Origin of the sequence: Hungatella hominis, from assembly GCF_014288005.1 — a bacterium.
In the GTDB taxonomy this organism is placed as follows: Bacteria; Bacillota; Clostridia; order Lachnospirales; family Lachnospiraceae; genus Hungatella; species Hungatella effluvii.
Window position 1 is genome coordinate 55,015 of sequence record NZ_JACOPB010000002.1, and the last position, 24,989, is coordinate 80,003.

At 48.0% G+C, this 24,989-nt stretch carries 19 protein-coding genes; 1 reads left to right on the forward strand and 18 read right to left on the reverse strand.

The window, feature by feature from the left end:
• Window positions 1–10: 10 nt before the first annotated feature.
• The 17 genes from H8S75_RS04555 to H8S75_RS04635 all read right to left on the reverse strand — a co-directional run bounded on the left by H8S75_RS04555 (window position 11) and on the right by H8S75_RS04635 (window position 22,801).
• The gene (locus H8S75_RS04555) at window positions 11–1,348 is read right to left on the reverse strand and encodes a 6-phospho-alpha-glucosidase (RefSeq protein WP_187019702.1); all 1,338 of its coding nucleotides are present in this window, start codon (window positions 1,346–1,348) and stop codon (window positions 11–13) included.
• Window positions 1,349–1,400: 52 nt separating this feature from the next.
• The gene (locus tag H8S75_RS04560) at window positions 1,401–3,419 is read right to left on the reverse strand and encodes a BglG family transcription antiterminator (RefSeq protein WP_187019704.1); all 2,019 of its coding nucleotides are present in this window, start codon (window positions 3,417–3,419) and stop codon (window positions 1,401–1,403) included.
• A gap of 7 nt (window positions 3,420–3,426) precedes the next feature.
• Entirely contained in the window at window positions 3,427–4,704 is a 1,278-nt protein-coding gene (locus H8S75_RS04565; protein WP_187019705.1) for a PTS sugar transporter subunit IIC, read from the reverse strand.
• Between the two features lie 210 nt (window positions 4,705–4,914).
• The gene (locus H8S75_RS04570) at window positions 4,915–5,856 is read right to left on the reverse strand and encodes a glycoside hydrolase family protein (RefSeq protein WP_187019707.1); all 942 of its coding nucleotides are present in this window, start codon (window positions 5,854–5,856) and stop codon (window positions 4,915–4,917) included.
• 101 nt (window positions 5,857–5,957) lie between these two features.
• Complete coding sequence (locus tag H8S75_RS04575) at window positions 5,958–6,791, reverse strand: carbohydrate ABC transporter permease (protein WP_187019709.1); 834 nt, start codon at window positions 6,789–6,791, stop codon at window positions 5,958–5,960.
• Window positions 6,792–7,673 (reverse strand): carbohydrate ABC transporter permease, encoded by an 882-nt coding sequence (locus tag H8S75_RS04580; RefSeq protein ID WP_187019711.1) that lies wholly within the window; start codon window positions 7,671–7,673, stop codon window positions 6,792–6,794.
• A 96-nt stretch (window positions 7,674–7,769) separates the two neighbouring features.
• Window positions 7,770–9,068 (reverse strand): ABC transporter substrate-binding protein, encoded by a 1,299-nt coding sequence (locus tag H8S75_RS04585; protein ID WP_187019713.1) that lies wholly within the window; start codon window positions 9,066–9,068, stop codon window positions 7,770–7,772.
• 143 nt (window positions 9,069–9,211) lie between these two features.
• Window positions 9,212–10,741, reverse strand: coding sequence for a response regulator transcription factor (locus H8S75_RS04590; protein WP_187019714.1), 1,530 nt, complete (start codon window positions 10,739–10,741; stop codon window positions 9,212–9,214).
• Between the two features lie 12 nt (window positions 10,742–10,753).
• Entirely contained in the window at window positions 10,754–12,493 is a 1,740-nt protein-coding gene (locus H8S75_RS04595) for a cache domain-containing sensor histidine kinase (protein ID WP_187019717.1), read from the reverse strand.
• 15 nt (window positions 12,494–12,508) lie between these two features.
• Window positions 12,509–13,969: a coproporphyrinogen dehydrogenase HemZ gene (gene hemZ, locus H8S75_RS04600; RefSeq protein WP_187019718.1), complete on the reverse strand. Its 1,461-nt coding sequence runs from the start codon at window positions 13,967–13,969 to the stop codon at window positions 12,509–12,511.
• A 13-nt stretch (window positions 13,970–13,982) separates the two neighbouring features.
• Window positions 13,983–14,627 (reverse strand): MBL fold metallo-hydrolase, encoded by a 645-nt coding sequence (locus H8S75_RS04605; RefSeq protein ID WP_187019720.1) that lies wholly within the window; start codon window positions 14,625–14,627, stop codon window positions 13,983–13,985.
• Window positions 14,628–14,734: 107 nt separating this feature from the next.
• Entirely contained in the window at window positions 14,735–17,074 is a 2,340-nt protein-coding gene (locus tag H8S75_RS04610) for a RelA/SpoT family protein (RefSeq protein ID WP_117623155.1), read from the reverse strand.
• A gap of 294 nt (window positions 17,075–17,368) precedes the next feature.
• Window positions 17,369–18,433, reverse strand: a complete 1,065-nt coding sequence (locus H8S75_RS04615) for a lactonase family protein (RefSeq protein WP_187019721.1) — start codon at window positions 18,431–18,433, stop codon at window positions 17,369–17,371.
• A gap of 17 nt (window positions 18,434–18,450) precedes the next feature.
• Window positions 18,451–19,353, reverse strand: a complete 903-nt coding sequence (locus H8S75_RS04620; protein WP_187019722.1) for an RraA family protein — start codon at window positions 19,351–19,353, stop codon at window positions 18,451–18,453.
• On the reverse strand, window positions 19,350–20,078 hold the full coding sequence (locus H8S75_RS04625; protein ID WP_207729069.1) for an SDR family NAD(P)-dependent oxidoreductase: 729 nt from the start codon (window positions 20,076–20,078) through the stop codon (window positions 19,350–19,352). The genes H8S75_RS04620 and H8S75_RS04625 overlap by 4 nt, the downstream gene beginning before the upstream one ends.
• Before the next feature lie 4 nt (window positions 20,079–20,082).
• Entirely contained in the window at window positions 20,083–21,456 is a 1,374-nt protein-coding gene (locus tag H8S75_RS04630; RefSeq protein WP_187019724.1) for a mandelate racemase/muconate lactonizing enzyme family protein, read from the reverse strand.
• Between the two features lie 19 nt (window positions 21,457–21,475).
• Window positions 21,476–22,801 (reverse strand): endo-1,4-beta-xylanase, encoded by a 1,326-nt coding sequence (locus tag H8S75_RS04635; RefSeq protein ID WP_187019725.1) that lies wholly within the window; start codon window positions 22,799–22,801, stop codon window positions 21,476–21,478.
• Between the two features lie 103 nt (window positions 22,802–22,904).
• On the opposite strand from H8S75_RS04635, the gene H8S75_RS04640 reads away from it, so the two are divergent.
• Window positions 22,905–23,774: a helix-turn-helix domain-containing protein gene (locus tag H8S75_RS04640; RefSeq protein WP_187019727.1), complete on the forward strand. Its 870-nt coding sequence runs from the start codon at window positions 22,905–22,907 to the stop codon at window positions 23,772–23,774.
• On the opposite strand, the gene H8S75_RS04645 is transcribed toward H8S75_RS04640, so the two are convergent.
• The gene (locus H8S75_RS04645; protein ID WP_187019729.1) at window positions 23,739–24,977 is read right to left on the reverse strand and encodes an FAD-dependent oxidoreductase; all 1,239 of its coding nucleotides are present in this window, start codon (window positions 24,975–24,977) and stop codon (window positions 23,739–23,741) included. The two genes, H8S75_RS04640 and H8S75_RS04645, sit on opposite strands and share 36 nt — an antisense overlap.
• Between the last annotated feature and the right edge of the window lie 12 nt (window positions 24,978–24,989).

Here is a 24,989-nt window from a genome sequence, read left to right on the forward strand (position 1 = left end):
TTGTCTCCTCCTACTTTAATTCCGGCCAGTACTCCTTGTTCACCTCGATATAATCGTCGAGAATCTTCTTGGCTACATTGGCGCTCGGTACGGTCTTCGATAAGGTCAGTGCCTGCCACAGCTTATGATAGCTTCCCTGCTCGTAAGCGTCAACCGTCAGTTTCTCCACTGCGACCTGCTGTTCCATCAGTCCCTTCTGGAATGTCGGGATCGTTCCGATGGTGATTGGCTCGTAACCGTCTTTTCCAACGATACACGGAATCTCCACCATGGCATCCTTGTCGAAATTCTCGATGGCGCCGTTATTTCTTACGATGAGCAGCATTCTCTCATGCGTATTGAAGGCCAGTGCTGTCGCTAAATCCACGATGAAAGAAGCGTGAATACCGATCTCCAGGGAGGTTCCCTCAGCGGTTCCGGCTTCTGCAATCCTTGCGCATTCGCCGAAGACGCGTTTCTCTCTGCCATCCATAACCTGATTTGCTCTCGTATATTCAGGATTTGTGTGGGCTACCATGTCGTCGCCGAATAAGTAGTACTGGAAATAGGAGTTGGGAGCCATAGTAGGATCAATGGCGGTTAAATCTTTTACCTTCTTCGCCGTCTCATACCAGGAGTTGTCCGTATAGTCTCCGTTATTTCCTTCGTCAGGAAGCGTATTGCCGTATTCCAACTGATGCGCAAGGAGTTTATCAATGTATTCGTTGCCGTCGTCGTCCTTTATGGAGGTCCACCAGCCGAAGTGATTGAGGCCGAAGTAGCGCACGGTCATTTCCTTGCGGTCGTTAAAGCCCAGGATCTTCGCAATGTTGTTTTCCATACCGATCGGCATATCGCAGATGTTGATGACTCTCGCATCCGGCTTAAAGCGTCTGCACGCCTCCGCCACGATGGCCGCCGGGTTGGAGTAGTTCAGCATCCAGCAGTTCGGGGAGTATTTCTCCATGTACTCGATGTTTTCCAGAACGCCGGGGATAGAGCGCATGCCGTAGGCGATTCCGCCTGGGCCGCAGGTTTCCTGGCCGACTACGCCGTATTTTAACGGGATCTTCTCATCCTTTTCTCTCATCGGAAGCTGTCCAACGCGGATATGGGCCAGACAGAAATCAACGTCTGTATAAGCCGTCTCCGGATCTGTGGTAGCCACAAACTCGATGGAAGGATCCTTTTCCCTGACGATAATCTCGCAGGCCTTAGCCAGTCTGCCCTGGCGCTCCTCATCGTTGTCATACAGCTTGATGGCGCGGAGCGGAAGCCTGTCCATGTTGTCCAGCAACATCAGAATAATCTCCGGTGTATAGGTACTGCCGCCGCCTGCTATTACTACGGAAAATTTTTTCTTATTCATATTCTATGATTCTCCTTCTACTAGATATATTTTGTTTCTCTCATCCTGTCTCTTAAAAAAGCTCGATGGAAGTTGATATGCTTATTAAGCGGTTCAGGAAATCTGTTTCATCTTTTGCCTCATACAGGGTGTGCACCAGGTTTTCATTCATGGCTACCTGTTTGAAAAATTCGAACAGAATACTCACATCGTCGTTGGGTCTTCCCTCAATCGCCAGGAGGAAGATGACCTTCACTGCTTTTTTGCAGATCGTGACCGGCGGCTTTAAGATGGCTGCCGCCACCGCAGTCTCCTTCGCAAAGGTCATGAGCGGGTGGGGAATCATCACGGACTCCCCGATGACTGTGGGGTAGTTGACTTCTCTGGACAGGACGTCATCCACATATTCTTCCACCGTCTCGATCTTATCCTGCTCCTTAAACTTCCTGGAAAGCGTCTCGATGACAATTTCAAACGGCGCCTTTCCATTCCAGTCTGCGGATCCGGCCTCCTTTGCAAAGATCTTGATGCACTGTGTGTTAAAATACTTGTTGACGATCGTGGTAAACCGTCTGCTCACCCGCATGCGTCTGATAAACCCGTTCAGCGCTGAAAAGTCCTGCTGGTTTGGAATTCCATTGATCCGGAACACGGGTATGTCCGTCTTTACTCTCTGCCCTTCGGTGGAAATGATCAAATCCACCGCAGAAGCAGTAACAGCCCCCTCGCCGCCATACGGCGAGGGATACTCCAGCTGGTGCTTGGGAAGGACCTTTACAAGTTCAATCTGATTCTGGAAATGATCGCCCAGCCAGTTGCAGATAACCGCGTTGACGCTCTGCCGCGGAGCACTGATCACCACGGTTTTTAACCGCCGGTTCACCTTTTCCAGAAAGTAGGCCACATAAAGGGCCATATAGGCGATCTCTTCATCCCGGATGGGAATGCTTTTATATTTAAACATGATCGGGACGAGCAGAATCGCAATTTCGTAGGCATATGGATACTGGGTTTTGATATCCTGCAGAATCGGATTGTCGATCCGGTATCCGGTATCAATCCTGCGGATTAAATACTCCAGATGAAGCGCCATATTGTTGAACAGCTCGTCGGACTGGTGTAAGTCAAAGCTGTATTTGGCCAGCACTTCCTGACAGAACTCATTTAAAATGACACCGCTCAGCGCACTGGCCCTCGTGTCCTTCTGGCTCTGAACGAGCCTTATGGAGTACAGAAATATTTTAAGGAGCGCTTCGTCGCTCTCTGTCAGATCCAGTTTCTGTGCCTTTAAATGATACAAAAGATTGGTCAGGACCTCCACCGGGAATTCGTCCGCCTTCACTCCAAAGAGCTCATGGCCCTGGCGTTTCCTCATGACTGTGGCGTAAATGGCGCCCACCACCATGTAGAGACTGGCATCAGATACAAGAATCTCATGACCGCCGAAATAATCCTTGACCGCTTTTATGAACGACTCATACTCTACCCGGTCAAACTGGCCGCGAAACAGGAGTTCCAGATAATCACTGCCCCAATCCGTATGAGTCTGTACTTCATATTTGATAATGTTAAAAATGGAAAGTCTGATCTTTTCTTCATTTTCCACGATCCGGATCTGGTTTCCTTCCAGAACCAGAAGGCATAAGTCCATTTTATCCTTCAGCATCCTGCGAAGCTTCAGCACTTCCTCCCGAAGCGCCGTCTGGGATAAGAACAGTTCCTCTTCCAGATCGTATAAGTTGCAGCTCCCCTCTTCCAGGGTGTGGCCCAGAATCGCATAGCCGCGGTTGTGGGGGGCAATGACATGATTCCTGTCACTGCCTCCGCTTAGAACAGCCCGAAAATATTCCATATCCTCCTGCGTGATATAATAACCGATTCTTTTCGAGGCTTTTATGGAGGGGGAAAGCAGCCTTCCCTCCGTTTGGCAGAGTAATTGATCACCGCTTAAAGCCGAGTTTATCTGCAGAATATCGTTCCTGATCGTGCGGGAAGACACTCCAAAATATTTTGCCAGTTTATCACCTGTGATGCCTGACACGTTATTCATGATATACTCTATGATTTCTATCTGCCTTTTCGTAACTGTCATGTTCTGTCTACTCCGCTTCGCTCTGGGCTTCTCTCTTCAATTCGTCTTTTTCCATCATCTTGAAGAATGGATAATAAATCAGTGCCATGAGAATCAGTGATACAAATACGAGTACAACGCTTCTCCAGTCATACGTGGTTAAGAACGCGCCTACGCCCGGAGGTAAGAATCCTGGAGGTGCTGCCACCGGATAGCCAACCAGCCCCATCTTCATGCTAAAGTATGTAAGAACGGTAATGAGCAGTGGTCCGAATACGAACGGAATGAACATATACGGATTCAAAAGAATCGGAAGTCCGAAGATAACCGGCTCATTGATGCCAAAAATAGATGGAACGAGCGATGCCACACCGATGGATTTAAACGACTTCGCCTTTGATTTCATCATAAACAGGACGAGGCCTAATGTCAATCCGGAACCTGCCACCTGAAGGAAATTGTAGTAGAGTCCATAGGTGAAAATATGGGTAACCGGAGCACCGGAGGCGTAATTGGCCATATTCTCAGCCTGATAAGCAATTGCAAATGCAGCCCACACCGCGGAGGTGATGGAAGGTCCGTGAAGACCAAAGAACCATAAAAACTGTGTCAGGAATATGACAATCAGCAGGGCCGGAAGCGTGTCCATAGTGCTGATCGCAGGTGCCAGCAGCTTCATAATAGCCGCCGGGAATGCAAGACCGGATACCGCAATCGAAATATTGGCGATAGCGACCGCTACAATTACATTGACTACCAGAGGGATCAGGGAAGCAAAGCTCTCTCCTACCATCGGAGGTACAGAAGATGGCAGCTTGATAATCACATTGCGCTTAATAAGGAACCGTGTGATCTCCACACTCATAATACCGGATATAATACTGGTAAAGAGTCCCGATGCACCTAAAAACTCAGTACTGATACCGCCTTCGATGGAAACCGCGGAAAGAATCAGGTGAACGATAATAGCCGTAACACCCGTCTGCGTATTATGGGTTCCGTATCTTTTAGCCAGTGCTGTGGCAATAAAGAACGCTGCAAAAATCGACAGCAGGTCATTGGTGAAGCCGGCCGCATACGTCAGTACACCCATATGAGCAGAAATAAAATCGTGGATCGGTCCTGAAGCGATTAAGTTGTTCAGCGCGATCGGCAAAAGGCAGATGGAGCCGATAATGATAACCGGAATATCTGCGATCATGCCGTCTTTGATGGCCTGGAGCCAGTTGTTTTTCTCAACCCAGTTGGCAACGGGCATCATGTACTTCATAAGCTTGTCCTGAAAACCTGTGGTTTTCTCATTCATAAAGAAAGTTCCCCCTTTAATCATTTGTTCTTAAGGCCTTAATATTGTAACTAGAGTGTACCTGATTTTATTTTTCACCGCAAACGTTCTTTTTCCTAAGTGTTAGGAAACCATGTCACGATCCCGGGATATAATTTTAGGGCCTTAAGAAAGCCGGCAGTCAAAAAAAGAATGCCCAAAGAGCCGCGCTCCTCAGGCATTCATCTGCTTTTATCCTAAATCTATATCCACATGATCTCTGTCACATACCAGTTGTTCCCCCTCCACCTTCAGCTCCGCCACCTGCAGGGAAGTTCTCCTGTGCCTGTATTCCCAGACAAAATCCGGATTACTGCGTTCCTCCCTGCTCACCTCCGGGTGGGTAAAATAGAATATATATGCCCTGTCCTTATGGACCAGAACATCGGCATGGGCCGCTATCGTCCCGTCGTCGGTCCTGCTGCCCGGCTGTGCCAGAATATTTGGACAGCGGTCCCAGAGCTTTAAATCATCACTTCTGTAAACCCCAAGCCCCTCCCATGGATCGGTAATCATCCAGTAATGATGCTTAAAGAAGAAGACATTGGGGCCTTCATGAGGGCAGTCCGTAATCTCCGCCCCGCCCGCAGTCCAGTGGTAAAGATCTTCGCTGTACGCCGTATAGGTATGACTGTCATGAACCTCATCTTTATACCACATTTTCCAGGTGCTATCCGGACAGCGCACCACGCAGGCGTCTATCACCCGGTCTGAAGATAGAGCAAGGGGTCCCTGAAGCGTCCAGTCCCACAGATTCCCGCTGGTATAGTGTAAAATCGTTCTTTTACAGTCCCACGTGGCGGGAATCCCTCTGACGTATGACACATACATATGGTAAACGCCCTCATATTCCATAATCTCCGGCGCCCAGTATGTATTTCTGCCTTTCTCGTATTCCAGTCCCCGGGCGGTTCCCCGGTAAATCCAGGTCTTCCCCCAGTCATCGGAACTGGCAATCCCAATGTCGGTTCCGTGTACATAGGAAAACCCATGATTGACGGCTGCGGCCCTTCTGTTTGTATAAAATATCCACCAGCTCTGTTCCTGTTTATTCCAGATAATTACCGGATCCGCGGCGCCGTCGTAAATCGGATCGCGAAACAGCGGAGCCCCGGGCACTACTGTATTTTTCATTAATGATTGACCTCCTTTATTTTCGCTGACAGTGCACCAGCCTGACCTGTCACCCTGGTTCGCTGCCGCAGTAACAGTTCAGCCTTCACTTCCTGCTGCATTTAACCTTTGACTGCTCCGCTTGTAATGCCGGCAATAATATGCTTCTGCATCGCCACGTAGAAAATCGTAATTGGAATCAGCACAATCACCATGGTGCAGAGCATCACGGTCCAGTTGTTGGCGAACTGTCCGACCCCCTTGTATACCTCCATAATCAACGTAAACTTATCCGAAGAACTGATAAAGAGATAGGGCAGCATGAAATCATTCCATATCCACATAACATCAAAGATCACAATCGTCGTGGTAACTGGCTTTAGCAGGGGAAATACGATCCGCCAGAACAGTTTCCGGAGATTGGCTCCGTCGATCAGCGCAGCCTCCTCCAGGTCCTTTGGCACTCCTCCTAAAAATCCCTGATACATGAACATGGCGAAATTACACCAGCTGGAATACAGCACAATCATACCGGCTACGGAATTCTGCAGTTTAAAGAAGGACATCAGGTTAAACAGCGGAATCAGCGTCGTCTGGACCGGAACCATGAAGCCAATCAGAAAATAGAAGAAAAGGAATTGGGTCAGCTTATTTTTTCTCCTGCTTATGGCATAGGAAGCCATAGAGCCGATAGATATGATAATGACCACCGATACCACCGTAATCAGAATCGAATTGCGGAAGCTGCTCCAGAAATTGATTGTATCAAGCGCCTGTCTGTACAAATCAAGAGTAAAGCTTTTTACAGGGAGAGAAAGCGGGGATACGGTTGCTTCCCTGGCTGGCTTAAACGTATTGACGAGAAGATAATAAAATGGTATGAAGAAAATAATACAGACGCCCAGCATCGCCGCTTCACCCAGAATACTCTTTACGCCTCGCTTCTTTACTGTCATTTATTCCACCTCCCGTTTCTTCATAAGCTTTAACTGAATCACGCTGATCACTGCGATAAAGACAAAGAAAATCGTCGACATGGCCGTCGCTTTGCCATAGGACTTTTCGACAAAGCCCGTTTTTATAATTATCTGTGAAACCAGTGTTGTCGATGTACCGGGACCTCCGCTGGTCAGTGCAAACGGCAGATCATAAAGCTTCATGGAATTTAAGAGCAGAAGCATGACGCTGACCGTCATAGCGGAAGCCAGCATGGGAAATGTGATATACCGGAATTTCTGCCACGCAGTCGCCCCGTCCACATTGGCGGCCTCATAATACTCCGTTGGAATGCTCTGAAGCTGCGCCAGATAGATACAGGCGTGCCAGCCGACAACACTCCATAAGTTGACCAGAAGCACGGAAAACATGGCCCATTTCGGAACAGCCAGCCACATGACCGGATTGATTCCGAACAGTCCCAGCAGCTTATTCAGCAATCCGTTGCCTGTAGGCGATAAAATATACGCCCATAGATAGCCCAGAATAATCGCACTGGGAACAGATGGGAAAAAGAATACGGCTCTCTGGAGATTCTTCGTTTTCATTCCGGAGTTTAACACCAGTGACAGCGGAATGGCAAAAACAGTTGTCACCAGAGGGAACACAATGCTGTAAAAGCACGTGTTCAGCAGAGCTGTCTTCATAGACCGGTCCGCAAACACCAGCCTGAAATTTTTAAGTCCCGTAAAGCTTAAGTGACTCATGGAATATCCATCCCAGTTGGTAAAAGACAGTCCCAGGGTCTGGACCAGCGGTATTACCGTAAGTATCGTATATACAATAAACGCAGGCAGAATAAACAGCAGATAGGGCAGTTCTTTTCTCAGTTTAACCTTCATTTCAATCATCCTTTCCTGAAAATGGGTAGAAAAAGGGTGCCGCAAAAGGGTATGTTCCTTTTGCAGCACCCTTTTATAGCTCTTATGTGATGAAAGCTATTGACTTAATTCTGCCTGTTTTTCATCAAGCCTCACAGGTATATTCTCGATCGTATCGGCTCCTGTAATCGTATCCTGGATACCGGATAAGAACTCTTTGTAGATACCGGAGGAATTATTCCATACAATCTGCGGCAGATAGAAGCTGCCGGAAACCGCATCCTCTTTGAATTTCTCAAAGACAGTTCCCATGGTATAGTCGATTCCTTCCACGATGATCGCATTATTTGTAACCTTCTGCCATTTCACAATATTTTCATCCCTTGCCATATACTCTATAAATGCACGGCAGGCATCCTTATGCTCGGAGGTAGTGCTGACAGACAATCCTACATTCACCGCACCCGGCAGGACACGGTTTCCGCTGTTGTCGGAAAGTCCGAAAATATCGTAGTTCAGCTCGGGGTTCTTCTGTTCAATCGTGGCAATATTCCATGGACCGCCGTGCATCATGGCAACCTCACCGTTGGCAAACATGTCGATCACCTGATCGCTGTTAAGTCCAAGCGCCATCTGGCTGTAGAGTCCGCTGGCTATCATATCGTTGTACCAGAGCTTCAGCGGCTCCGTATATTTCTCCTGGAACGTTGCCTTTCCCTCGTTGATCTGGACATCCGCATCCGGTTCCTGGCTGATGACGCTGCACTGATACAGATCCTGCGCCAGGTTATGAACATTATCGGCATCATCCAGATAGGGTTCCACGCCAATCGCCTTCAGTTTTGCCGCACAGTCCACGAAGTCCTGCCATGTCTCAGGCTCCTTCTCAATACCGGCCTGTTCAAACAGATCTTTGTTATAGAAGATTCCGCCAATCCAGGCATCCGGAGAATACCCGTATATCTTCCCATCTTTTCCGTAGGTCGCCGAGGTTGCAGGGTCGATTCTGGAGAATATCTCCATATCACTGATATCTTCCGCTACGCCCTTGCTGATAACCTCCTGCTTATTCTCTGCCGCGATATAGAACATATCGGTCATCTGCCCGGAGGCAGCTAATACACTGAATTTATCCACATACTGCTGTACCGGCGGAACGTATTGAAGGTCTATTTTGATATTGGGATTTTCCTGTTCAAAGCCCGCAATAAACTCTCCCAGAATCTCATCTGTATTCCACGACAAAAGACTGATCGTTACCTTTTCCCCTGAAGCTTTCGCACTTCCCTCTGTTGTACTCTCCGCTGCGGCACTGTCCGCCGAAGTAGTCGATCCGTTGTTCCCCTGGCCGCCGCAGCCGGACAGAACCGCCGCTGCTGCTAATACGCCTGCTAATAATGCTGCTCCTTTTTTCATTTCAGGAACCCTCCCTTTCTTTGATAAGTCCATTATATCCGTCCGGGATCCATTTCTAAATGTTTAAAACTCGGGGATTTTTGCTTCTTATCAAGGGGGTCTGCCGTTAATCCTGCTAAATACTACGCTTCTGTTGCTCAAAACTACGAATGCCTGCGGTACCGGTTGGGAGACTGTCCCGTATACTCTTTGAACTTTCGCGAAAAATGGTACTCGCTTTCATATCCGATCTGCCTTGCAACAGTCCCGATGGTATCATCCGTCGTTGTGAGAAGCTCTTTTGCCTTCTGCATCCGCAGCTGTGTGACGTAATCCCAGTACCCAATCCCCGTTTTTTCTTTGTACAGACTGGTAAAATAGTTTTTGCTGATTCCGATAAAGTCCGCCGCCATCTGGACAGAAAAGCCGGGATCCGAGAACTTAAGCTCCGCAAAGGAATTTGCCCGGAATACGGCGTGTTCTCCTTTTCCCGCCTTTCGCATCGTATGGTCAAGCTCATCGAATGCCTCTTCTATCCTGCGGCATAAGAAGCGCTTCAGCACATCGCAGCTGACCGTATCGTAGATTTTCTCCATGCGAAGATTTCTCATCAGGTGAAAGGACTCCTCAGGTGCAAACTTTTTTAAACCGAACTTTATTTTTACCAGAACATCCAGCGCAAAATTTTTCAGTAGACGGGGCGAGATCTGCTCCAGCCTGGCCTTATTAAACTGGCCGTCTATCAGACTTATCAGACTCTCCGGTGTATTCTCTGCCAGCGCTGCCACGATCAATCCGTCCAGTGGCGCCTTCAGCTCCGTATCCTGAAACGGATAATCCTCCAGCTTGTATACGCTGCCGTATTTCTCATAGAAACCGTAATTTTCCTGTGAATAGGACCGCGTAAGGAAATCGCAGAGCGGCCATGTACTCTCTTCGAGTTTCCATAAGTAAAGCTCTGCGGCGTAATCATTTTCCCGAAAAAACGCTATTATGGCCTGTGCCGCAGACTCATCGGGAACTGCATCGCCGTAACCGAGGTAAAGGGAGGTCCCCGACAGAATAAAGATCAGATCCAGCCCCTCAGAGACAACCGGCTGTGACGCCAGCCCCGCTGTAAGTTCTTTCATCCTCGCCGCCGGCGCCTCGTCACCGGTAAGCGGACGCAGAATCAGGCGGTACAGGGCCTTCATTTCTGAAAGGTACTTATACGGCGGCATTTTTCCGTCCGCATTCTGGGAAATACAGGCGAATATCTGATTCATTTCGTCTGTATACGGATTGGAATACAGATCCCGGTTTTTCTCCTGCCGGCATCTGGAATCCAGTGTTTTTTTGATTTTATCCACCTGCTGGTTCAGCATCATACGGCTCACCGGTTTTAGGAGGAAATCCTGTACGCCATAGCGGATGGCCTTCTGTGCGTAAGAAAAATCACTGTATGCACTGACAATTACGATCTGGACATCCTGATTTTCTTCTCTAATACACCGGATGCACTCAAGGCCGTCCAGAAGCGGCAGCTGGATGTCCATAAAAATCAGATCCGGCTGGAGGCGTTCGTACATTTGAAGAGCTTCCTGGCCATCAGCCGCTGTTCCCACAATTTGAAATCCCTTCTCTTCCCAGGGAACCATTTTTTCAAAGAGCTGGTAATTAATGATCTCGTCATCCACAAAACAAACCTTATACATAATTTCCCCCAATTATACGGTCTCGTACGGGATACGCAGGGTAACCTCCGTATACTCTGATTCTCTGCTGTCGATGGTAATGCCATACTCTTCCCCGTAGGTCAGATGCAGCCTGGAATTCGTATTGATAATCCCGATTCCTCCAGATTCCGCCTGGCCGTTCAGCCTGCACCGCAGAGCCTCCAGAGCCTCTTTTCCCATCCCACGGCCATTATCTCTTACCAGTATCAGGATGTCTTTCTCTTCTTTCCACACACGGATGGCAATTACACCGCCAGTCCGGTTCTTAAGCGCGTGCTTAAAGCAGTTTTCCACGACCGGCTGCAGCACAAACTTGCAGGTCCGGCAGTCGTAGAGTTCCGGATCACAGCTGATTTCATAAGTAAACATTTGGGTAAACCTTTTCTTATAAAACATCAGATAGTCATCGGTATACTCCAGTTCTTCTTTCAGAGAGACGCTTTCCCTCTTCCGCTCCATCGTATAGCGCATCATCCGGCTGAGCGCCTGAATCATTTCTTCAATCTCCAGGTTGTCAGACAGAACAGCCTTTGCCTGGATCAGCTGAAATACATTGTAAAGGAAATGCGGATTGATCTGATTCGTCAGCGCTTCCAGCTCCGCCTCTTTCTGTTTCAGCTTCGCCACATAGACGTCATTAATCAGATCATTCATATGGTCTGCCATCTCCTCGAAGCGGGAACGTATGACAGCCAGCTCCTGCGGCGCATGTTCAAAGCCGCTGATATCCGTGGAACGGCTTCCGTCATAGGAAACAATTCTCTGAATCAGGGCGTTGAAAGGCCGTTTGATCAAATGGCTGTTATAGGCAGAGATCAGTACCAGAAAGATCAGAACCACTGCCATGAGAAGCGCTGCAACGGTAAGAAGCTGCATGATCGGCTGTATGATGATTGCCAGACTGTTCTCCGATACCATCGTCCATCTGTTTGACAGCTTTTTCGCAATGTAGACCGACTGATCGTTCTGCGCTGCTCCGCAGTCCCCTTCCTTAAGGCTGTCTAAAAATTCTTCCTCCACCTGATCTGACCAGGACCGGCCATTTTTATAGTCCAGAATCATGCGGTTATCTTCATCCAGAATGAGGAACCCTGAATCCGACATCTGCTGTGCGGAAAAGAACTCCGTCAGCTTCGACAGATCGCATTCCATCAAAATATAGCCGATCAGAAGATCCGACTGATAAACCGGAAAAAAAGCCGTAACAGTCCTGTATGGCCCTTTATTTTCGTACATGTGGTCTCTTCCATGGGGCGACGCATATCTTACAAATGTTTTATTCACTAATGCCTCCTGAAACCAGTCTGCACTTACATAATCATAGCCGCTGCGCAGAATATCATTCATGCTGTACACAACGGTGGAATCCGGCTGTATGAATAGTACATCGGTTATGTAATCACTGAATAGATTTATATTGGTCAGAAACGTGTCGACACTGCGTATGGCCTGCATCCACTCGGCGGAGTACAGCTTATAATGGCCCCGCAGCAGCCTGACCGCAGGTGTGTAGCCCGCCAGCGTAACAAAAGGCTCCTCCAGACTTTTCAGCCTGCTGTCCAGCGTGTCTGCCACGGTGACCAGCTGCTCCTCCTTACTCCGTAGGATGTTGTCCCTCATGTATCTGCCAATAAAGATGGTAAATACAATGGTCAACAGAATAATCGCCGTAATAAACACACCGGAAACTCTCATAACTGTCTGAGTTACAATTGACCGCTGCTTTTTCAATCTCTTCCCCCTGTATTAATTTCTGTTAAGCAGTCGTTCCTTCCGCTCCAGCATCTCATCAATTCTGGCAATATACTGCTCCACATCCTTTACGTTCTCCACCCGCTCCAGCCGGTTTTCCGCCGGATATACCACCTTTGTGGTAGTCCCTGCCCCGCAGGCCACTATTGTCTGCTTTTCTTCCATAATCAGAATGTTATAGATACACGCTTTTCCCGGCCTGGAATAGCCTACGTTTTCAAAATTGCCGGCCATGTTTTTCTGACGGTATAAATAGTACGGTTCCTGCCCCATTTCACGGGCACAGGAAGCGGTTAAATCGATCATATCCTGGGTGTTTGTTATCTTTAAATCCCCATATTTTTCCTTAAACATGTTAAGCCGGGCCGCACGTTTGATCGCCAGAGAGTGAACGGTGATACTGTCCGGATCAAGCGCCCTGATCTCCTCCATGGTGTGGCGGACATCTTCCAAATCTTCCTCCGGAAGCCCGATAATCAAATCCATGTTGATATTGTCAAATCCCATCTCCCTCGCAAGCCGGTACTTCTCTTTTACCATGTCTACGGTGTGGCGGCGGCCGATCAAGTCCAGCGTCGCCTGTTTCATGGTCTGAGGATTGATGGAAATACGGGTGACTCCGTAATCCAGCAGAACCTTTAATTTTTCCTCCGTGATACTGTCCGGACGCCCGGCCTCTACGGTAAATTCCTTGACTGAGGTAAAGTCGAACGTGGCTTTCAGCTTTCTCATTACCATCTCCAGATGTTCCGCAGACAGCGAGGTAGGAGTTCCTCCGCCAAAGTATACCGTATCCAGGGTACGGCCGGCCATGGTCCGGGCTGCGTAGTCCATCTCCTTAAAAAGCGCGGACAGATATTCCTCCATCCGCTTCTCCCAGCTCTTAATAGGGAAGGAGGTAAAGGAACAGTAGAGACACGTAGTCGGGCAGAACGGAATTCCCACATACAGGCTGTAGCCGTTCTCATAATCGATCGCGGAGAGAAGTTCCCGCTCACGCTCAGCGATCTCGATGCTTAAATCGATCTTCGCGTCGCTGGTTAAGTAAGTCTCTTTCATATAGGAACGGACCTCGTCCTCCCCTTTTCCCTCTGTCAGCTTGGTCATGGCAATCTTCGTCGGACGGATTCCCGTAAGCGTTCCCCAGGGCAGCTCTTTCTTCGTCTTTTCTGAGAGCAGGCCGTACAGCATGCGCTTAATCCGGTTCTTTGTCTCAAAACGGTTGGAATAGTCCGCCTCCACCGCCGCTTCGTTCTCCAGGATTTCTCCGTCTTCCACATACTCTCTGACTGTCAGGAAATAGTCGTTCTCTCCCGTCTTCCCATACACAGACAGACGGGGCTTCTCTTCCCCGTCCACTTCTTCATGAATATACGTTTCTCCCGGGTAAAATGCCATGAGCAGTTCCCGGATATCCTGCTCAAAGGCGTTGTCGTCTAATATAATTCCTATCATGGTATTTTCGTTCCTATCTGTTGTAAAATGCGACTGGATTATGGGCCTTCTCGTGTCTGATGGTGGTCGGCTCCCCGTGTCCCGGATAAACCATCGTGTCCTCCGGAAGAACAAACAGCCGTTCTTTGATGGAGCGAATGATATCCGCAGAGCTTCCTGTCGGGAAATCGGTCCGTCCCAGGGATTCCGCAAATAAGGTATCCCCGGATATCAGAACGTCCTCCTCTTCTATCCACAGGCACATGGAGCCCGCGGTGTGGCCGGGAGTCTCTATAACCTGCCATTTAAAACCGGCAAGCTCCAGGACATCCCCATCCTTTACCAGACGGTCCGGGCTCAGCGAAAAGCCGGTTCCGTAGGAGCCTGTCATATTAAGCCTGGGATCTCCCAGAAGCTTCGCTTCCTTTTCTGCCGCATAGACGGTAATCTCCTGAAAAGCACGGCGGATCTCCTCCACCGCTAAAATATGATCGAAATGGCCGTGGGTCAGCACAATCGCCTCCGGAATGATTCCATACTCCCTGCATTTATTCAGAATATGGGCTCCGTTGTCTCCCGGGTCCACGATAACCGCCTTCTTCAAATCTTCCCGGTAAACCAGGTAGCAGTTAGTTCCGACCATTCCAACGGTACACGTTCTGATTCTGAAATTACTCATACGCTCATCCTCTCTCTTCCTATTCCTTTTACCTGAACAGTACTGCATGGCAAAATCTGCCCTGCAGACTCACAGAGTTACCGTTCCTATGAAACAAGAGAACTGCGTTATCCCGCAGTCCTCTCTATATCAATTACGCCTTCAATTTGTCTCAGTTTATCGGTCAGCCGGTTCAGCTCCTCCACGCCGTGAATATCGAAAGTCATTGTGATGGTAGCCTTTCCCTGTTTGTTCGTTCTGGAATTCATGGAGGTGATATCAATCTGGCGCTCCGTGAAGACCTTGGAAATATCGACGAACATACCGATCCGGTTGTTTGCATAGATCTTGATTTCCGTCGAGTAGCGTTCCTTCGTATCATCGCCCTCCGGTGTCTGCCACTCCGCATCGATCAGACGGCTTCTCTCATCTTCCGGAAGGTTGATGACATTTACGCAGTCGGTCCTGTGGATGGAAATTCCACGGCCGCGCGTGACGAAGCCTACGATCTCGTCGCCCGGTACCGGGCTGCAGCATTTGGAAAAACGGACCGCCAGATCATGGATTCCCTTGACCACGATGCCGCTCTTGCTGTGTTTGTTGACAGGCAGTTTATTGCTCATGTCCTCGATATCATTTAAAATCGTGGTATCGGTGACTTCCTTCTTCATCTTCTTGGCCCGCTCATCCACCATCTTGTTGATGACCTGGCCCTCTTTCAGTCCGCCGTGTCCGATCGACGCCAGCACGGACTCCCAGTCGCGGAACGCATAGCGCTTCATGACCTTATCCTGGTACTCCGGCTTGTTGATATCGGAATAGACGATACCCTTCGCCTTGCAGTAGCGGTCCACCATCTCTTTGCCCCGGAGAATATTGTCCTCCTTGAGCTCAGTCTTAAACCACTGGTTGATCTTATTCTTGGCCTGTGTGCTCTTTACGATATTCAGCCAGTCGCGGCTCGGCCCCTTGCAGTTCTGGGAGGTGATGACCTCCACCTGGTCGCCGTTCTGGATCACATAATCGATATTGACCAGCTTGCCGTTCACCCGTGCGCCGACCATCTTGTTGCCAACCGCACTGTGGATGGAATACGCAAAGTCAATAGGTGTAGAGCCGCTTGGAAGATTCTTGACATCGCCGGAGGGGGTGAAACAGTACACACTGTCGGAAAACAGGTCCAGATCGCCCTTGACCATATTCAAGAATTCCTTGTTGTCTGACATGTCTTTCTGCCATTCCAGAATCTGGCGCAGCCAGCTTAACTTCTCCTCTTCCTTGCCTGCCGCCACCTGTCCGCTTCCGCTCTCCTTATACTTCCAGTGGGCGGCGATACCGTATTCCGCGGTCCGGTGCATCTCATACGTTCGGATCTGAATCTCGAACGGCTGTCCGTTGCTCCCGATCAGTGTCGTATGGAGTGACTGGTACATATTGGGCTTCGGCATGGCGATATAGTCCTTGAACCTGCCCGGAATCGGCTTATACAGTTCATGGATGACGCCCAGCGCCGCATAGCAGTCCTTGACGCTGTCCACGATGATTCTCACAGCAAACAGGTCGTAAATCTGGTCGAGAGTCTTGTTCTGGTTTACCATCTTCTTGTAGATACTGAAGAAATGCTTCACTCTTCCGTCCACCTTGGCTACGATGGCCGCCTCGTTTAAGTGTTCCTGCACTTCATCCACGATGCTCTTTACAAACGACTCTCTGGCGTCTTTCTTTAAGGAAATCTTCTCAGCCAGATCGTAATACACATCCGGCTGCAAATATTTTAAGGACAGATCGTCCAGCTCTATCTTAATTTTGGAAATACCCAGGCGGTGAGCAATGGGCGCATAGATCTCCATGGTCTCGCGGGCTTTTTCCTTTTGTTTCTCCGGTTTCATGTACTGGAGCGTTCTCATGTTATGGAGCCGGTCCGCCAGCTTGATGATGATGACACGGATATCCTTCGCCATGGCCAGGAACATCTTCCTCAGATTCTCGGCCTGCAGCTCCATCTTATCCATGGACCAGGACAGCTGAGTCAGTTTCGTAACGCCGTCGACAAGAAGCGCCACCTCTCCCCCAAACTCTTTTCCCAGTTCATCCAGCGTCATAACAGTATCTTCCACCACATCGTGAAGGATTCCTGCTGCGATCGTCTCCTTATCCATCTCTAAATCGGCCAGAATAATGGCAACACAAAGAGGGTGAATAATATACGGTTCACCCGACTTCCTCTTCTGCTCCTTATGAAAATTATCAGCAACATGGTAAGCCTTTTCGATCATGCTGATATCATCGGAAGGATGGTATCTGCGGATACTGGCGATCAATTCCTGATACAGCACCTCCGGACTGGTAAAATCAGCCGGGGCCTCCAGTTCCTCATCATTAGGCGACTTGATCTCCACCGCACCGTCAACCCTTCCAACTCCCAATGGAGTCCTATTCAGTTTTTCCATGGTTGATTCATCTGCCATATACTGTCACCTTTTCGCAACTTATCGGTTATTATAAACATAGTTAACATTCATTATAAATTTTTTTGACGAAAAATGCAAATGGTTTTTTATCAACAGATACGTTCATACAATACTATTGAATTTTTTAAACCCCACCTGTACTTTTTATAATACTATCCAACTTAACATAAATCTATAACAGGTTCAGTGTTGTCCTACCGCGCTTCCTTCTATTTTGCACACGCCGCCGGGTTATCATTTCCATAGAAAACGTCAGCCTCAAAAACTGGGACTGACGTTCTGCGTTATATATTAAGTTTCTTTATTCAACTGCGTATTTACAAGGCATACAGGCATGCTTATCCCCTTTATTTCCCGCAGATAGCTGAGGCCCCCGGTTTCGCTGTCTCTTAAATAAACAGTGATATTATCTGTATCCCGGTTGGTGCAAAGCAAGTACCTGTCACAGGAAGCCAGAATAAAATCTCTGGGGTGTTTTCCCTTACAGGAAAAATTCATGATCCGTTTTATCCGTCCATTTTCAGATACTCTGTATACTGCGATATCATCGGATCCCCGGTTAGAGCTGTAGAGATATTTCCCATCTCTGCTGATGCGGATAGCGGCACCTATGGAATACCCCTCATACCGGCAGAGGGCGCTCTCCTTTCCAACTGTCTCAAAGCCCGCTTCACTGCTGTACTCAAGGGTAAACACTTCAGAGGTGAGTTCCGCCAGAACATATGCAAATCTGCCGTTTGGATGGAACACCAAATGTCTTGGCCCTGATCCCTGCGGAAATGTGACACACAGATCTTTCTTTTCAACCAATTTGCCCTGACACCGGTCAACCTCATAGACAATCAGACGGTCTATTCCTAAATCACACACACAAATTCTCATTCCATCGGGTGTAATCGAGACAGAATGTGCATGAGCTTTCTCCTGCCTTACCGGATCGCGTCCCTGACCGGTATGCACTTTTTCATCGAGAAGACTGCCAATCCCCCCGTCTTCTCTGATCTCATACATCAGGACGCTTGCATCCCGGTAGCTCACGGCAAATAAAAGTTTTTCTTCCGGGTCCAGCGCAACATGAACGAGTCCTGCTCCTGGCGCCAGAACCTTATTAATCAGAGTAAGCCCTTTCTCCGTACAGTGGAAGGCCGCAATCTCTCCCCTGATCCCCGGCTGTGCTTCGGATACGGCATACAGTATTTTCCCGTTTCCGGACACAATCAGATAGGTAGGTGATATCATCTCCGCCACAAGCTTAAGAGGCGTTTCCGGTGCATATCCCATGTCCATGGTAATCTGATAGATCCCTCTGCTGTTCTGCTGTGTATACGTTCCGATAAATAATCTGTTTTTCATCATATCCCACCTCTGATTGATTATAGAGCAGTTTGAGTATCGTTCGGGTCTCCATGACGCGCCAGATCATACTCATTTGACCAGTCAAGCTCTCTGTATTCGCTGCCCTGAGGATCATTAGCGATGAATGCAACAAGCTGATTAAGCATCTCTTCCGTCCAGGTATTTCTGTCTATCTGGGCCGTTGTAAAGACATTCTGCGTAATCATCTCAAAACCGAAAATATCCTTAATATGAGTCTTTGCTGCGCCATTAACCACCTCTTCCACCTCGTGGCTCGGAATGAAGAACACTCCGCTGTAATCGGCAAATACAATATCCCCGGGAAGGCAGACTGCATTTCCGAACCGAATGACCGTATTAAATCCGGTCATAATAAAGTCCCTGATCGGCGTAGGATCAATGCCCCGGTAATACGCCTGAAATCCTTCCACTTTTCTCATCTGTTCCATGTCCCGAACGCCCCCCCATATAACAGCGCCTCCGGTCTTTGTTTTCGTCTGAATTGCCGTAGCCAGATTGCCCCCCACAAACGTACCTTTATAGATTTTATCATACATATCTGCAACTACAACATCGCCTTCTACCAGACTGTCGATCACCCACTGATTATAATTACCTTTGCGTCCTTCTGCCATTCCTGCATGAAAGCATACCTCATGAAGGTCAGGTCTCGTCGGTACAAAGGCGGCAGTGACTGCCCTGCCAATCAGTTTTCTCTCATCATCATGCAGCCGCTTAAGCTTTCCCTCAAATTGATTGTCATAGCCCTTTACAAAAAGGGGCTTCCAGATCTCCTCCAACGTCATTCCCCGCAGCGCCTCCAGATAATGATCCGGCACTCTCGGTCTTCCATCCGGAAAACGTTCCCCCTTCCATTCAGGAGTCAGGGCGATAATCTCCTCACGCACATTATATCTCATAGATGCATTCCTCCGTCAATCACCAGGTCTGTGCCTGTTATATAGCGTCCTTCCTCTGAACACAGAAGCAGCACGCCTCCGCTGCAGTCACACGCACGTCCTGCGTAACCACAGGGAATACCGTCCATCACTTTTTTTGAGTATTCCGGATCAGACAGAGCCGCCTCATTCCTTGGTGTCGCAATGACTCCCGGAGACATATTGTTGACGGTTACTCCAAAGGGGGCCATCTGTTTTGCCACATTTCTTACCAGATTATACTGCGCGTCCTTTGTCGCCGCATAAATGCCCATTTCCGGATGCGGTTTATACTGCTGGACACTTCCCACCGCTACAATTCTTCCCCAGCCCTTTTTCGCCATATAAGGTCCATACAGCTGCATCAGTTCCAACGTACTCAATAAGTTCACATGGACCTGCAGATGAAACTCCTCCGGTGTAATCTGATTCCATGGCTTGCGGATCTGAACGGATGCGTTCAGAACAAGAATATCGACGTCGCCGGTTTTCCGGTATAACTCGCTGCAGCTTCCCGATTCCGATAAATCTGCCGTCACCGGCCTGGAGCCCGGAATGCCAGCTGCCGCTTTTTCACATTTCTCCATGCTCTTTGAACCATGTACAAATACTGCGGCTCCCCGCTCTGCCAGACAGGAAGCGACGGCATACCCGATTCCCTGGGTAGAACCGGTAACCAGTGCTGTTTTTCCAGTTAAATCAAACATATTATCAACTCCATTCCCGGTCATTAGCCCATTCATGATCCCACTGGGCTGTAGACTCCCACTGTCCTGCATACTTTTTGTGGAGATGCTCAGCAATTAATTCTTCGTTTAATTCATCAATTCCAAGTCCAGGCTTATCCGGAACATCTATAAATCCATTCTGGAACAGCGGATTGGCAATTCCCTTCGCCAGGTCATTCCACCATGGTATATCAATGGAATGAAATTCTACCGCCATCACATTACGCACTGCGGCCGCGCAGTGAACCGCTGCCATACAGCCAATAGGGCTTTCGGCCATGTGGATCGCCATGGCAACACCGTATTTATTGCACATATCCCCCAGCTTTTTCGTCTCCATTGCACCGCCGATCGTCAGTACATCCGGATGAACGAGGGACACGCCCCCCGCTTCCATCAGCGGTTCGAAATTCTCATGCAGATAGATATCCTCGCCGGTCGCTATTGGAATCGTAGTTGCCCGTGATATGTTTACATAATGCTGTGTATTCTGCCAGGGCGCTACATCCTCAAGCCATGCAATGTTATATTTTTCTAAGCGTCTTGCAACTTTTATACAGTCCTGCCATGCGATATGTCCTAAGTGATCAATCGCCAGAGGAATCTCATATCCGATTACTTCCCGAACTTCACGGACGTAATTCTCCATATAATCCAGGCCATTTTCCGTTATCTGGATTCCTGTCGCATAATGAGGGATTGTGAAAACCCGGTAATTTTCTCCTCTCATAAGTTCATAGTCAATAGAACCGCTCTGATGCATGACCGCTTTGGCAGAATACTTTTTAATATCATCCAGAAAGCCCATCGGAGCGTTTAAGCAGCCCTTTTCTTCAAGAAGCATTTCTATTCCGAGATCCATTTTAAGAAACGTAAATCCAGCCTCCATCCGTTTTTTCAGTGCTCTTCCCATATCCGTTCCCGTATGCTTCCCATCCACATCGGTATCGCAGTATACCCTTACCTTGTCACGGTATTTGCCTCCAAGCAACTGATACATCGGCACACCGTACGCTTTTCCGACCAGATCCCACAGTGCTATCTCAATTCCGGAAACACCGCCCCCCTGTCTGGAATGGCCGCCGAACTGCCTGATCCGGTTAAAAAGCTTATCCACATTACACGGATTCTCTCCAACCAGCCTGCTTTTCAACATAAGAGCATAGGTGTCGCTGGAGGCATCTCTCACCTCTCCGTAACCGATTAGTCCCTGATTCGTGTAAACCTTGATTAACGGGCAGTGTTTGGGCGCTCCATCTATATTGGCAACTCTGATATCTGTAATCTTTAAATTCGATGGACCGGAACGCATATTTGTGTTTTCTGATACAATATCCGATATAAGCCTGTTTTCCATTCTGCTGTCTCCTCCATTGTTAAAGAATGATCTCGAAACGATTAGAGGCCTTTTTCGAGAAATCGATTTCTTTTTCTACGCTCTTACCAGCCACGTCAAACGTGAGCCTGTATTTACCGTAGAATCCTTTAAAATGTGTTTTACCCTCCCCATCAGTCATACAGTCTTCCTCTGTATGCCATTCGTTCTGGAATAAATTCTTTATAACCTTATAGGCGGGTTTTTCCGACATATCAAAACGGAGAAGTCCGCCATGGTAATAATTTTCTCCGGACGCCATATCGCCCTGCGGCGCAAAAGCGGCATACCCGTCTACCATATTCCAGTAAATAATGGCTTCTACCGCCTCATGGCTGAACCAGATGGAGTACAGCTGCTTTATGAGTTCCGCCTGAATTTCTTCGTCTTCCTCCTCCTTTGAATATGCGGGAATCGTAATCTCTGTAATCTGGATCGGCCGGTTAAGCTTTGCATATTGATCCAGAACAGCAAACAGCTTCTCAGGATTTCCCATCCGCTCAATACATACATTTTCCTGCTCTCTGGGATAGAACATATGGTACTGCATACCGATGGTATCGATGGGTGTATGGTTTAACAGTGCTCTTTCGATTTGCAGATAATACGCGGATCGATTATATTTAAACTGTTCCCAGGATGCACTGGATGCCTCATTGATGATCAGTTCATTATTTTTGAAGTAACGGTCTGCACGATCAAAACTCCATTCAACCACATCAGGTTCTTTAAAGAATTTCCGGTCCTCAAAAAGCTTGATTTCCATGGTTTCATTAATTACTTCCCAGCCATGAATCCTGTCACCGTAACGATCTGCCAGCTCATGAAAACGCTTGTCCAACAGCCGCTTGGTCTCATCAATATCGTCCGGCACCCAGTCTGGCGACCATGGCATGTAATTTAAACAGTGGGCCTTCGGCGTAATTCCATTCTCTTCGCAGTATTCCAGACAGAGATCCGGAACCGGACGGCGATATACTCTGGGGCTGTCCTTTTCAAAACGCGGCTTCCCCTGCTCCGGCTCTAAATCTTTCCAGTAAAACGGCAGTGTGGCCAGATTAAAAATCTCTTTAAACAGTTCTTTGTATTTGTCATTTTTCTCTTTTGTCTCCAACTCATCCAGCATAAACAGATTTGCGCCGTGTTTGAATTCATGTTTCTCTAAAACCGCTTTTATACGGACTCCTTTTAGAGGGGCTCCATCGCGGTCTTTGATACTCAGTTCCGCAAATCCCTTTCTGTTTTTTTCAATTCCAAGAGCCACCCGGTCATCCGTATATTCTTTCTGTTCATTAAAATACTTGAAAGCTGTTTCTTTTCTTCCCATCTTTATTTCCACCTTTTCCCTTTTTTGCTTTGATTGACTGCTATCATAAAAACTCTTATAATGTGATTAGAACACCCTACTTTATATTACCCAGGAGGCTATCATGATTGCCAAAGAATACATAATCCCGGGGCACAGCACTCCCACTTCTCAGCTACGTATGACGGAGGTTCTGACCCTGCATAAAGACAAGGTACTTCTCTATGAGCACCATCACACGGAGATTGAGATTGGACTCTACAACAGTTTTGGTGAATACAGCATCGACGGTATCATCTACCATTTTCAGCCTGGTGATATATTTATTTTCCCGAGCAACACAGACCACCGAATCTTAAAACTTGAACGCAGTTCTGATTTGAAAGTGCTCAATATTTTTCTGGAACCGACACTTATCTGGTCTCCTGGCAATGGCATGTTTAATCCCAGATATTTAAATGTATTTTCCAGACCTGAATTCAATTATCACCTGCCAACAGGAGATCCGTTTAATGCTCAGCTGACAATGCGGCTTTTAGACATCCGGAAAGAATTCTGCGACCGTCTCCCGGAATATGAATCCATGGTTAAAGTTCACTTACTGGCCATCTTAATTGAGATCACCCGCCACTACAATCCGCAGGAACAGATCACTGCCTCCCCTGCCAATGAAGAAAATCTGATATGCCTGGAACATGCGATCGAGTATATCATGACCAACTTAACTGCTTCGCTTACTTTAAATGATATTGCCCGCCATGCCGGTTTAAGCAGAACGTATTTTTCTACTATTTTTAAGAAAATGAACGGCATTTCCGTCTGGGATTTTATTACGATCAAACGGATTGACTTAGCTATCCATTACCTTACTCAAACCAGCAAGGATATCACAGAAATCGCAGGATTATGCGGATTTAACAGCACTACAAATTTTAATTACGCCTTTAAAAAGATAACCTCACTCTCTCCGGGTGTTTACCGGAAAAGTATCTGACGCTAAACCGGCCTCAGCAAAATGAATCTTCTGCCCTTGCTTTCTAAGCATGTCCTGCAGAGCCCTCCTGTCTAATTGTGAAAAGTCGCAGGTCTGAGCGGCAGCGATGCCTGCCGCCTCCCCTGTCACCGCACAGCCGGGAATTGCCCGGATGATATCCCACATACCGTCATCCACGGATACACACCGGCCCGCGCCGATTAAGTTTCTTATTTTTCCGGAGTAGAGACACCGGAATGGAATCTCATACACCATCCCCCTTTTTCTCCAGTCCCCAACCATACCGATTGAGTCCTCAAATTGCTTATCATTTTCAGATTCCTTAAGTGTATATTCGCCGCAGAGACGCCTTGTCATGCGGACCTGCGGTATCGTACTGATCGTAACCGGTTCAAAAGAATCATCTTTTAATTTATTTTGTCTGATATCTTCCAGAGTTGCTTTATGGGAAGCAAACAGCAGTTCGCTGTTCTCTTTTCCGTCCAGACCTGAAAAACGGCGTTTCAACAGTGCCTCTCCCTTATCTCTTTCCGTATCCTCCGGAGCGTCAGCAAATCCCAGTATTCTGAGTTTTACCCCCTCTCTGCCGTTTTGGTAATACCAGCCGGCAAGCGTATTCTTTTTCTTATACTCTTCTGTATCTCCATGGGCCAGCCAATAAAGGTCCGCATCTCCCGTTGCGTCCACATAGGCTGCTGCACAGACAGCACTTCTCCCGCTTTTATTTTCAATTACCAGTGCACGAACTTTATCACGCTCCATATGCACACTGCAGATCCGGGTATCATAGAGAATTTTCACTCCATTTTTCAGCAGTAATTCTTCTGCCAGAAGAGCCATACTCTGCGGGTTAAACTGAACCTCAAATCTCTGTTTTGATCGCTCCTCTTTTGTACCATTTTCAAGCCAGGCATTGGGATAACGCTCCTGGACTCCCTGGCTTATAGAAAGATGAAACAACTCCTCTGCTATGCCGTAGGACATCTGATTACCTCTGCCGTCGCACAGCGGCAGGTAGATCGTCACCAGACCGGCTGTCGCTAAGCCTCCCAGGATACACTGTTTTTCAATGAGAAGAACTTCCGCCCCGCTTCTGGCTGCTGCCAACGCCGCTGATATTCCCGCAATTCCACCGCCAGCCACCAACACGTCAACGGAAGGGGAAAGTGGAATCTTTAACTCTTCTTTTATATATTGCTCCATTACTCTCCTCCA